The 11,892-nt window shown below is 56.6% G+C and carries 10 protein-coding genes; all 10 read right to left on the bottom strand.

What is annotated here, in order from left to right; all coding sequences use genetic code 11:
* Positions 1-22 precede the first annotated feature (22 nt).
* Positions 23-1,213 (bottom strand): FecR family protein, encoded by a 1,191-nt coding sequence (locus LX87_RS02045; RefSeq protein ID WP_111626502.1) that lies wholly within the window; start codon positions 1,211-1,213, stop codon positions 23-25.
* Between the two features lie 84 nt (positions 1,214-1,297).
* The gene (locus tag LX87_RS02040) at positions 1,298-1,879 is read right to left on the bottom strand and encodes an RNA polymerase sigma factor (protein WP_111626501.1); all 582 of its coding nucleotides are present in this window, start codon (positions 1,877-1,879) and stop codon (positions 1,298-1,300) included.
* 198 nt (positions 1,880-2,077) lie between these two features.
* Complete coding sequence (locus tag LX87_RS02035) at positions 2,078-2,932, bottom strand: SMP-30/gluconolactonase/LRE family protein (protein ID WP_111626500.1); 855 nt, start codon at positions 2,930-2,932, stop codon at positions 2,078-2,080.
* A gap of 39 nt (positions 2,933-2,971) precedes the next feature.
* On the bottom strand, positions 2,972-4,537 hold the full coding sequence (locus LX87_RS02030; protein ID WP_111626499.1) for an SLC5 family protein: 1,566 nt from the start codon (positions 4,535-4,537) through the stop codon (positions 2,972-2,974).
* Positions 4,518-5,918, bottom strand: a complete 1,401-nt coding sequence (locus LX87_RS02025) for a neutral/alkaline non-lysosomal ceramidase N-terminal domain-containing protein (protein WP_111626498.1) — start codon at positions 5,916-5,918, stop codon at positions 4,518-4,520. The genes LX87_RS02030 and LX87_RS02025 overlap by 20 nt, the downstream gene beginning before the upstream one ends.
* Positions 5,919-5,924: 6 nt before the next feature.
* Positions 5,925-6,713, bottom strand: coding sequence for an SDR family NAD(P)-dependent oxidoreductase (locus tag LX87_RS02020; protein WP_111626497.1), 789 nt, complete (start codon positions 6,711-6,713; stop codon positions 5,925-5,927).
* Positions 6,714-6,717: 4 nt separating this feature from the next.
* Positions 6,718-7,896 (bottom strand): galactonate dehydratase, encoded by a 1,179-nt coding sequence (gene dgoD, locus LX87_RS02015; protein WP_111626496.1) that lies wholly within the window; start codon positions 7,894-7,896, stop codon positions 6,718-6,720.
* A gap of 18 nt (positions 7,897-7,914) precedes the next feature.
* Positions 7,915-9,261: an aspartate aminotransferase family protein gene (locus tag LX87_RS02010; protein WP_229310514.1), complete on the bottom strand. Its 1,347-nt coding sequence runs from the start codon at positions 9,259-9,261 to the stop codon at positions 7,915-7,917.
* Between the two features lie 126 nt (positions 9,262-9,387).
* The gene (locus LX87_RS02005) at positions 9,388-10,614 is read right to left on the bottom strand and encodes a Gfo/Idh/MocA family protein (protein ID WP_111626494.1); all 1,227 of its coding nucleotides are present in this window, start codon (positions 10,612-10,614) and stop codon (positions 9,388-9,390) included.
* 4 nt (positions 10,615-10,618) lie between these two features.
* Positions 10,619-11,884, bottom strand: a complete 1,266-nt coding sequence (locus LX87_RS02000; RefSeq protein ID WP_111626493.1) for a Gfo/Idh/MocA family protein — start codon at positions 11,882-11,884, stop codon at positions 10,619-10,621.
* Between the last annotated feature and the right edge of the window lie 8 nt (positions 11,885-11,892).

Raw genomic sequence — 11,892 nt, 5'->3', positions numbered from 1 at the left:
TAACGGTACTATCTATACGTAATCAGGAATCAATAACAATCTTTTTGCCTTCAATCCGGCAGTTCACCCCGGCATAGCGCAGCATATGGGTCACTTCGGACAGGTTGACATTCCGGGCAATTTTGCCCGTAAACTGCCGCACCGGTATTTTTCCCCCGAATTCAATCTCAACATCATACCATCGGGCCAGTTGCCGCATTACTTCTTCAATACCCGCATCCTTGAAATAAAACAGGCCATTTCGCCACGCCACCGCCTGATCGACCGAAGTATACTTGGTGTTAATTTGTCCGTTGGCCGAAACAACCGCCTGCTGACCGGGCCGGAGCGCCGTGTGCTGTTGCCGGTGGCTGATCTGCACGGAGCCTTCCACGAGGGTGGTTTTGGAGGCCCCTTCTTCGGGATAGGCCATCACATTGAACTGCGTACCCAGCACCTGCACTTCCGACGTATTGAATTTTACGCGAAACGGCTTGGCCTTGTTTTTAGCCACTTCAAAGTAAGCCTCACCGGTAATCTCTACTTTTCGTTCGGACGCCGGAAATACGGACGGAAAGCGGATGGACGAAGAGGCATTCAGCCAGACTTTACTGCCATCCGGCAGCGAAACTTCGTACTGCCCGCCTTTCGGAGTAGTCAGCGTGTTCATCCGCCCGTCGGGGCCTGCCGGGGTTGCCTTGGCGCTGTAGACCAGAATACCGTCCCCGGTTTTCCGGATTTCGGCGGTTCCCTGCCGGGCCAGCAGCCCGCTTCCTACCCGGTCCAGTTCGATGGCCGAACCGTCTGCCAGGGTCAGCAGGGCGCGGTTGCCGCCGGGTCTGACATCATTCGGTTTCTGCGCTTTTTGTACGGCCAGCCCGGTACCGGTTTGCTGATCGGCCCTAAACTGCCACCAGAATCCAATACCGATTAGCAGCAAGGCCGCAGCGGCCGCGTAACGCAGCCAGGTGAGCCGGAAAACGCGGGGCTGAGACGCTTCTTTCCGATTGGCTTTCGACAGAATGGAGTCCAGTATTTCGTGGCTTTTCTCCGGAGTAAATAACGCATTCTCCGAAGCCGCCCGGTTCCAGTTCTCTTTCAAAAACTTCTCGATCAGTTCATTGCTTTTCGCGGTCCGGATATAGGCCATAAGCTCCTCCCGTTGCTCCGGAGTCGCCGTACTGTTGTAATACCGGTTGAACAAATCTTCTAACCTGCGCTCTGTTTCGTCCATATACCTGCCGGAACCGGAATGAAGGCCCTTTGATTCAATGACAAAACCGGAGTATAAAAAGGGGGTATTGGTACGTGAATATTTTTAGAAAAAAATCTGAATAAGGAGTAGCACACTGATGACCAGCCTTTTACGAATGTACGAGGAGATGGATTCCGTTGAAAGTTGCAGGTATTTTTTGACGGTTTCTCTGGAAAGGCTCATGCGTTCGGCAATTTCCGCGTAGGACAGCCGTTCGTGCCGACTCAGCAAGTAGACCTGCCGCTGCTGAAACGGGAGCCGGTCAATGGCTTCATCAATCAGCAGATACCGGTAATCGTCCTCGGTTGTTTCGGCGATCTGCAACTGGTCGGCATCCAGTTCAGTTATTCGGGCCTGTTCATTAGCTAGCTTTTTGAGTCCATTCAGGGCCGCATTCTTCGACAGCACAAACAGATACGCCTGAAAGTTTTCGATTTCGCCGAGCAACTCCCGGTTTAGCCAGATTTTCAGAAAAACATCGTGAACGATCTCTTCCGCCAGCTCGGTTGATTTCGTAATCCGGTAAATATGAATTCCCAATCGCTGGTGATAATGATCAAAAAGGGCCGCAAACGCCTTTTCGTCTCCCTGCGCAATACGCCTTAAAACCTCATGTTCCTGATGTAAGGGAGACAGGTATGACATTCTTGTTTTTTACGAACGATTGATCAGTGCCGCTTGCGTTGATAAAGATAGGTTTGAGATTGTAAACAAAGAAAACAAGTCCGTAAAATCACAACAATTCCTGTTTCCAGCAGGAGCTTTCCCTAAAACGCATCATTTTCACGCCCTGGAGCCGGAGAAATGATACGTCTTAGGGTCGCGGTTAAACCGATGCGTTGGCTAGATCTCCAGTGCTTTAACCACAAAAAGACTTCCCGCCAGCGGTTGCTGCTGTAAATCGCCACCACTTATACCGGTTTTGGCCGAGGTGATGTATAAATCCTGAAGTTGACTGCCGCCAAAGGTGCAGGAGGTAATTCGGGCTGCGGGCAATGGAATCCGGGCCAGCCGCTCGCCGGTATGCGGGTTGCAGCGCACCACACTCCAGCCGTCCCAGAGGGCAATCCAGAGCATACCGGCCCGGTCGATGGTCATGCCGTCCGGCAAACCGTCGGCTTCGTCAAACTGAATGGCGACCCGGGGGTTGCTGATGTCACCCGTTGCCTTGTCGTAATCATACGCAACAACCTGGCGGGTGGGTGAGTCGATGAAATACATCGTCCGCGCATCCAGACTCCACGCCAGTCCGTTGGAACAGCTCACGTTCTGGATTTTTGGCGTAACCGAACCGTCGTGGTCGAGCCTATACAACGCTCCGGCACCGGGGGTATCGTCCAGTGACATGGTTCCGGCCCAGAACCGGCCCGCGGGGTCGAGCTTGCCGTCGTTGAAGCGGTTGCCCGGCAGGTGCGCTTCCGGGTCGGCTAGGGGGGTAAGGGTTTCGTTTTCGAGCGAAATGTCGTAAAAACCGTGTTGGAGGGCCGCCCGGAGCGTCCCGGAAGGCTGCAACGCAATGGCCCCAACCATCTGCCCGGCGTTAAAAACCCGGTGTTCGCGGCTAACGGGATCAAACGAATGAATGTCGCCCGGCAAAATATCCAGCCACAAAATTCGCCCATTTTGGGCGTCCCAAACCGGCCCTTCGCCTAATTGACAGGTGTAATCCAGAACAACTTCCCACGGGTATTGCGTCATGCTTCGTTCAGTAGAGGGTGAATACGGCCCGCCCAACCGTCAGGCGTAGCGGATGTAAAAATACAGAACGGCCGCCGTAATAATAGCCCACCAGATTGCCGGATTGCGCCAGCCCCGCTGTTGTTCGCGTTCTTCGGGCAGCAGCGAAAGGCTTTCCTTGTTCCAGATCAGCCCTGCGAGTTCGGCCTCCGGTTTGGGTTTGGTCACCAGACTAACGAGCACGCATAAGGCCATGCAGGTCCAAAATACAATACCGGTACGGTTGAAAAACGGCATTTGCGGAAACACAAACTCCAGCACGATGGAAAGCGGAATGGTCAGGATTCCGGCGGTCAGCGCCCCGGCCTGGGTGGTGCGTTTCCAGAGAATACCGAGCAGAAACATCACGGCAATACCGGGCGTAAACAGGCCGTAAGCGTTCATCAGGTAGAGAAAAACCGGCTTGTCGGACTGGGTGATGAAAAGCCCCGTGCAGAGAATGCCGACCGCAATGATAACCACCCCGGCGATGCGGCCAAACCGTACGGCCTGCACTTCCGACGCGTTTTTCCGGAAATACGTCAGGTAAACGTCTACCGTCAGAATGGTGGTGCAGGAGTTGATGGCTCCCGACAGGTGCGACATGACAGCGGCAATCAGACCCGCCATCACCAGCCCCACCAGACCCGTAGGCATCAGATTTTCAACCAGCGTTGGAAAGAGCAAATCCGGTTTTTCCAGCGCCGGAAACAATTTGGGAGCCACCAGCGCCGGAACCGTGATGATGACCGGTATCAGAAATTTCAGATAATCGCCAAACACCACGCCCATGCGCGCGTGCCACTCGTTTTTGGCCGCCAGCACCCGCTGCACGATAAACTGGTTGGTGGCGCAGTAGAAAATACTGATGCAAAGCGTACCGCCGAGGTACATCGTCCACGGAAAATCCGGATCATCGGCGGGCAGAATCAGGTCCCAGTCTTTGGAGGTTTCGGTCACGGCGGAAATCCCCCCGGCGGCATTGACCGTGGCAACGGTTAGGGCCACCCCACCCAGCACCAGCACGGCAAGTTGCAGCATTTCGGTCCAGATCACCGCCCGCAAACCACCCGCAATCGTGTAGATACCGGTAAAAATGGCCAGCACCAGCACACTCGTCACAACCGGAAAACCCAGCAGAGAATGCAGGGAAAGCGCGCCCAGATACAGCACCGCACTGATTTCCACAAAGATGTACGTTAGCAGAATAAGTACGGCATAGGTGGTGCGGGTGGCGGCTCCGAAGCGTTTCTGGAGAAATTCGGGAACGGTATAAAACCCGTTGCGGATGTAAAAAGGCAGAAAAATCCAGAGCAGGGCGTTAAAACCGATTAGGATGGCTCCCCATTCCATCGCAATGGCCACAAACCCCCGGCTGTAGGCCACGCCCATAGCCCCTACCAGGTGGTGGCTGCTGATGTTGGAAGCAATGATGCTGCCGCCGATCATCCACCAGGGCAGTTTGTCGCCCGCCAGAAAATAATCCCGTTTGGTTTGCTGGCCCTGGCGGGACGCATAAATGCCTAGTGCAATAACGCCAAGAATGTAAATACCGAAGATGGAAAGGTCAAGCGTTGAGAGGTTCATGCCGGGTCAGGTTGCGGGTCGTTTGAATGGCGCTTTCGATGAGCAATTCCAGGGAGCCTTGCGCAAAGGGAGTTTGCCAGACGGTATAAAGGTCGTCGCCGTACAGATCTTCGGGCGGCAGGTAACCGGTCGAGCCGTTGACGATGTTCATGACAGCCACGGCTTTCGGCACAAACCGGGCGCGAAGCTGCTGCTGGAAAGCGGAATAGGCTTCGTTCGGCTGGCCCACCAGAATGGAATCGCCCACGTGCCAGACCCAGAGCGGCATCTTCGTTACCTCCCCGTCGCCCACGGTTTTCCGGATGCCGCGTTTTCGCCAAAGCCGTTCTTTTAGCACGTTATCCCCGCAGGCCGCCCACTCTTTTTCGATTTCGGCCAGCGACGGAAGCGGTTTCAGGGGGAGTTCAACCTCAACCCGTTCGGCCCGGAGCGTGGTGGAAGGTGCATACGGTTCTTTTTTCCAGATGGCCAGCGGAGCCCCCGATTCAACCACCCCGGCAAACGACAGCCGCGTCTGGGTGGGCAAAACCGCTTCAAGCGTCGACAGCACGGCATAGCCCAACTGACGGCCGTAGGTGTCGGCAATGCGGACATCCCCGACGTACTGTTCCCTCGGCGACAACTCGCCCGAAGCGCCCTGCATAAATAAACAGGGCGCGTGGGTGGCCTGCTCGACCACTTCCCGCATGGCACCGATGTAGTCGGGCGAAATCAGGCGGTTTTCCCAGGCCAGCGTCGTCGGGTGACAGGCGTAGTTGACGATGGTGCCCAGAACCCGGTCCTGACCGTCGGCAATTCGGCCAACCAGCAGGGTATCGTCCGCGCTTTTTTCGGGATTCAGCCCGCAGATGTACCGGTCTTTTTCGCGATCCGGCAAATCGCGGTTAACGGCCAGCGCACAGGTTCCATACGCCCAGGTCAGCGTGGCAGGTTGCGCCCCGGCCAGCGCCGTCTGAATGGCCCGGATCGTGCGTTCCTGAATCAACTGCAAATACGGTTCTACCAGATGGCCACCCGCTTTCGGGGCGTCGTCACGGCTCAGGCTTGGCCCAGCGTGGGTGTGCGACAGGCAGAACATCAGCCGGGATTCGTCCAGCGACAGGGCTTTCAGAATACCGTTTCGCAGAAATCGCTCATCGTCGGCACTGCGCCACCAGCCCAGATCGGCCCCAATCAGCACAAGTGGCGGCTCATCCGGCGTGGTTTGAAACGTCACGCAACTCAGCATCAGCGGCCGGTGGATGCCCTCGGCGGCTTCGTGCGTGGCGGCTCCCCAGTTTCGGGCGTAGATGCCAACGGGCGGGGTAACATCTTCCTGCGCAACACCGATCAAACCGGCAAACGCAGACTGTTCAAAGGTAGGGTAAAGGGGTGCGTTCATGCGATTTTAAAGTGAAAGTCCGCCATCCATCAGCAAAGTGCTGCCGGTCATGTGCTCATTGTCGGGATGGCAGAGGTAAACCACCTGCCGGGCTACCGCTTCGGCACTGATTAGTTTACGGATGGGCACGCGTTGCCGGGCCTCCTCGGCCCGGGCGGGTTCTTTTTCCCACAGCTTGGCGCTCAACCCGGCGTTGACGTAACCGGGTGCAATTTCATTGACCAGAATCTGGTGTGGGGCCAGTTCCAGCGCCATGCACTGGCAAAGCATCCGGAGACCGGCTTTGGCAACGCTGTAGGCCGGAATGTGCGGGTGTACCGCGTGGGCCGCCCAGCTTCCGACAAACACCACCCGCCCCGGAAGACCGTGGGCCAGCAGCCGGGCCGTGGCGCTTTGGGTCATAAAAAACGCGCCGTCCAGATTGACCCGAATTTCGTTCGACCATTGTTCGGGCGTGATTTCATGAATCCTTCTGGCGGTAACGATAGCCGCATTGGCAATGATAATATCCGCTACCCCAAGGCTATTTTCAACCGCCAGCACCCAGTTCTGCACGGCATCGGCCTCTCTGACATCGACCTGCGTGTAGTGGGTTGCAACGCCCAATTGGCCCAGTTCATTCAACAAGGCTTCGGCCTGGCTGGCCGGATTCATGTCACCAATGGCAATGGCGGCACCCAGCCGCGCGAATTCCAGGGCCGTCGCCCGGCCGATGTCGCCCAGTCCGCCACTGATCAGGACGGTTCTCTTCGTAAATAGTTTGTCCACTGTCGGTCCATTTTTTGTTTCAACCATCGTGTTACCAATCGCCGACGCTGCCGTCTTTGTAGAAGGTCCGTTGCAGCACTTCCTGCTGGAACGGGTGTTTTTTTACTTCGTTTTCGTCTATTTCGATGCCCAAACCCGGCCGCTGATTGGGGTATACGATTCGCCCTTTTTCCTGCACCGTAAAGCCTTCGCTGACCACATCGACCCGCCACGGAACGTCGCAGTGTACGCTTTCGCAAATGCTGTACGAGGGCGTGGCAAAACCGAATTCGATGGAAGCCGCCGTACTGACGGGTCCCTGCGGATTGTGCGGGGCCACGGCCACCCGGTACGCTTCGGCCAGGGCCGCAATCCGGCGCACTTCGCTGAGGCCCCCACAATGGGTAATGTCGGGCTGAATCACGCTGACAGCCCGTTTTTCGAGCATCTCGCGGAACGCGTGAATACCGACCAGCCGTTCGCCACTGGCAATGGGGGTTTTTACCGCCCGCTGAATCAGGGCAATGTCGTCGATGGTTTCGGGCCAGCAGGGTTCTTCGAAGAAATACAAACCGTAGGACTCCAGGGCTTTGGCAAATTGCATACCCATGCGCGGGGACGGGCGGGCGTGGCAATCGACCATGATATCAATGCTGTCGCCGACGGCTTCGCGCATTGCTTTCACGCAGGCTTCGGCGTAATGGATGGGTTGCAAGCCTTCCAGCGGCATGGTTTCCGGCACCGCCATCGACTTGAAGGCCGTAAAACCGTCGGCCACGGCCTGCTGGGCCAGTTCGCCAAACCGGTTGGCATCGTCGGGGCGGGTCTGGTAAAAATCTTCCATTTTTCCCCCGCCGAGGTGGCAGTACAGGCGGATGTAATCGCGCACCCGGCCGCCCCAGAGGTCGTGGCAGGGCACACCGTGAATTTTACCGAGAATGTCCCAGAGGGCGATGTCGATGCCGCTGATGGCCGTTCCGCGCACAATACCGTTGCCGTGCCAGAAGTGCTGGCGGTACATCATCTGCCAGAGGTGTTCGATCCGCCGGGGGTCTTCGCCAATCAGCAACTGCGACAGGTCTTCAATGGCCCCGACCACCGAGCGGGTGTGCCACTCGAGGGTCGCTTCGCCCCAGCCCCACAAACCGGGCTGGTCGGTGATCACTTTTACAAAAATCCAATTCCGCATGCGGGCATGGCAAACCAGCGTTTCAATAGCCGTAATCTTCATTCGTTGTGGGCGGGTTAATCAGGCAATTTGAGAATGGGGAATTTGCTGAAACAATTGGCTCACCACCGCTTCGGTTTTTTCGAGCGTTTCATCAATGTCCTGCACGGTATGGGCAAACGAAATACTGCCCTGCTTGATGGGGAGCGGGAAGTTGAAAATGCCCTTTTCAATCAATTTAACCCGGTATGCTTTGTCCAGCGCAAAATCGTGGTTGGCGGCAATGTCGTGAAAATCGACTGGCGCGTGATCCATGAAATACAGGCAGTACGCCGACCCCTGCCGCGCCAGGTGGAACGGTCGCCCCGTTGCGGCAAAAATCGTGTTCAAGCCGTCTTCCAGCCGTTGCCCCAACTGATTGACGTGCTCGTATACCCGGTGTTCCGGCGACGTGAGTTTTTGCAGGGTGGCAATGGCGGCCACGGTCGTCAGCGGAAAGGCGTTGTACGTACCCGCAATCAGCACCCGTTTGTCGCGATCGGGGTGTACGAAATAATCCATGTATTTCTTTTTCCCGCCAATAACGCCCAGCGGGTACCCGTTGGCAACGGCTTTTCCGAACGTGCTCAGGTCCGGCTGAATACCGCACAGGCTTTGGTAGCCGCCGATGGCGTGGCGAAACCCGGTTTTTACTTCGTCGAAAATGAGCAGAAAACCGTGCTCGTCGGCCAGTTGCCGCAAACCTTCCAGATAACCGGCTTTTGGTTTAACAATACCGATGTTCTGCAAAATCGGTTCGAGAATCAGGCAGGCCACCGGATACCGTTTCAGAACGTACTCCACCGAATCCAGATCGTTGTAGTTGACGATGTGAACCAGCGATTTGTGCACCTCCGGAATACCGGCGGAAAGCGCATCGAATGGGTATTCGCCGGGGCTGACACGCGGCCCCACATCGTTCAGGCTGCTGATTACGTTGCACGCTACGTCGTTGTGCCAGCCGTTGTAACCGCCCTGCATGACAATGACGTGATCGCGGCCCGTTACGGCCCGGGCGATGCGCATGGCGTGGTAGGTGGCCTCCGAGCCCGTCGAGGTAATTTGCAGGCTCTCGACCGACGAAACGTGTCTGCAAAACAGCTCGGCAAATTGTCCTTCCAGATCGGTAGGGCCGGCGCCCATCAGTACCGTGTCATTGCCAAGCGCCTGACGAACGGCTTCGGTAATATCCGGATCGTTGTGACCGAGGAACGTGGCTGCAAAACCAGCCTGATAATCAATGTATTCGTTCCCCTCAATATCCCAGACGCGGCTGCCCATTCCGCGCGTAAAGCAGATATTGGGGTCGGATTTCCGGTTGAGCGATACCACACCACCGGGTATCCATTGTTCGTTGGTTTTGAGAATTTCCTGCGATTTCGGCCACATGCTCATTGTCAATTCAGATTGGATTCAATTGATCTATTTTCCATTTTCTACGATTCGGCAGACGGACCGGATCGGTTGGCGTAGGTACGGCATTCACCAACCGATCCAGCCTGCCTCACCTTTGGGTTAATCGAAACTGGGAATCTTCAGGTATTCTCCGTTTTTCAGGGCCGACTCGTGGGCCACAATGCCGGGGGCGGTATACGCCAGAGCTTCGTGAATGTTTACTTCGGGCTGGCGGTTTTTGACGATGGCGTCGATAAATTCGTGGGTGATAAACGTGTGCGATCCGCCGTGTCCGCTGTTGTGCCGCAGGGGAGCCGGTAACAGATCGGTTTCCCACCAGAGCGGCTGTTTAAACGCTTCGACGATGTTTTCCTTATTCTGAAAACCGCCGTCGTCGCGCCCCAGTTTGTCGGCCACCCGCACGATGGTGGATTCACCGGTTTCATTCTGGGGCATGTAAAAGCTCATTTTCTCACCCCGCCATTCGCCCCGTTCGGCGTTGCGGAGGGCACCCCGCCAGTTGACTTCCACCCGAAACGGCGTTCCCCGGTTGGTTTTGAAAAAGGCGGTTTCGTTCCAGAACGGATTTTTGTAGGGGTTCCCCTTCAATACGGGGCTGTCGTCGCCCCAACCCATGCCGCTCACGTGGGTCAGGCGCTCGCCGGTTACCGCAATCAGGAAAGCCGTGCAGTGTGTCGGGTAGAGCATGGGCGGCAATCCGTGTCGCCAGGTGGGTTTACCGTTCTCAAAATACAGTACTTCCAGACCTGGGTGGTTGTATTCGGCAGCCGCGCTGAAAAGAGTCCCAAACTTCCCTTCTTTGTACATTTTCTTGACGGAAATCGTACTTTGCCGGTACGTGGAGGTTTCGGCCATCATGTAGGTTAATCCGCTCCGCTTCACCTCGTCCCGCAGCTTGGCGCAATCCTCCAGCGTTAAAGCCGCCGGAACGGCGCATAAGACATGCTTCCCGGCTTTCAGACTCGCCAGGACGTGCTTGGCGTGATCGGGGGCGGGGGTGGCCAGAAATACCGCTTCGACCTTGGGATCACGCAGTAGTTTGTCGAGCGACTCGTAACTCTTCGAACATTTATAGGTTTTCATGAGCGCGGCCCGGCGGTCGGGCAACAGATCGCTGACGGCTTCGACAATGCAGTTGGGGTGCTCGTGGAAATAAAAGCCCAGCCCAAACCGTCCGCCGACAATGCCAATCCGGACTTTACGGTCCTGAACCGACGGTGCCGCGAAGGCAAACCGGGGTGCCACCGACAGCGCAGCCGCCGACAGTCCGGCTTTGCTCAGAAATTCGCGACGCTTTAAGAAATGTTTTGTGGTAGGGTTAGTCATGCCGTTAGGATAGAATTTTGTACTGTGGAATTTTTAACGTCTCCCCGTTTCTCATCGCCGACTGATGGGCGACAATCCCGGAAACCGTCATATTCAGGGCCATGGAAATGTCTACGAGCGGCTGCCGGTCCTGCAAAATGGCCGTAATAAACTCGTCGGTCAGTCGTCCGTGGGAGCCGCCGTGCCCTCCGGCATCCACACCGGGTGGCAGCGCCGGACGAACGAGATCGGGCAGGACTTTTTCCAGCCCCTCATATTTGCCGTAAAACGAACCCCTCTGCCCGCGAATCCGGCCCCGTTCGCCGTGGTCGCCGGGCGTATCCCAACTGACGGCCATCCGCGACGAACCGCCTTCGCTGGTGCGAAACATCGCGATTTCCGAGCCAAAAGGGTTTTTATAGCGGTTATTGGCGGGCTTGAGTTGCTCCACAATGCTCGGCATTCCCAGACAGGAAACTTCGGTAAAACTGCCGCCCGTAACACCGATGTAATAGGCGTTGGAGTGGGTTGGGTAGTACTGCGGGGGCAGCCCGACGCGCCACTCCTTGTAGGACGGCAGTGGATCGTCCATGTAGTGGTAATATTCGCCTTCTGAATACACGAGCTTGCCCAAACCGCCCGCGTTGTAAATCTGGCGCATGGCGTACAGGTCCTCGTGGAAACAGGACGTTTCGAACATCATGTACTTTTTGCCGCTGGTTTTCACGGCTTCGTACAACTGATCGGCTTCTTCCAGCGAACCGAATACCGCCGGAACCGCCGAGGCCACGTGTTTACCGTGTTTCAGGGCCAGGATGGCCTGTTTGGCGTGGCTGGGGGCGTCGGTGGCAATGAAAACCGCTTCGATACGGTCGTCTTTGACCAGTTCTTCCAGCGACGGATACGTTTTGGTACAGCGGCAGGCTTTGGCCAGTTGCTCGCAACGATCCGGAAACAGATCGCTGACGGCCACAATCTCGACGTTCGGGTGATTCTGGAACCCGAACTCGGCACCGAATTTACACAGGCCGTAGCCGACGATACCGACGCGAACTTTGCGGTCCGAGACTGGGGTCCACTTTTTAGCGGTGCCCGCTTCCTGCGTCCGCTCGAAGCCCTGAATAGGTGGCTTTCCGGCGGTGGACTGAGCGGGTTGTTTTCCGGTCGAGCAGGCCATCGGGAGCAGGCCCAGGGCCGTTGCGCCCAGACCCGCCGAACGCAGAAACGAGCGTCGGTTGAGGGCGGCCTGTTCGGGCGATGTAGATGATGGAGGGTTGTTGGAGGTTTTCATGGTGGAAT

The sequence above is a fragment of the Larkinella arboricola genome, assembly GCF_003259745.1.
GTDB lineage: Bacteria > Bacteroidota > Bacteroidia > Cytophagales > Spirosomataceae > Larkinella > Larkinella arboricola.
The sequence above is the reverse complement of the archived record's forward strand: the minus strand, read 5'-3'. Positions and strand labels throughout refer to the sequence as shown.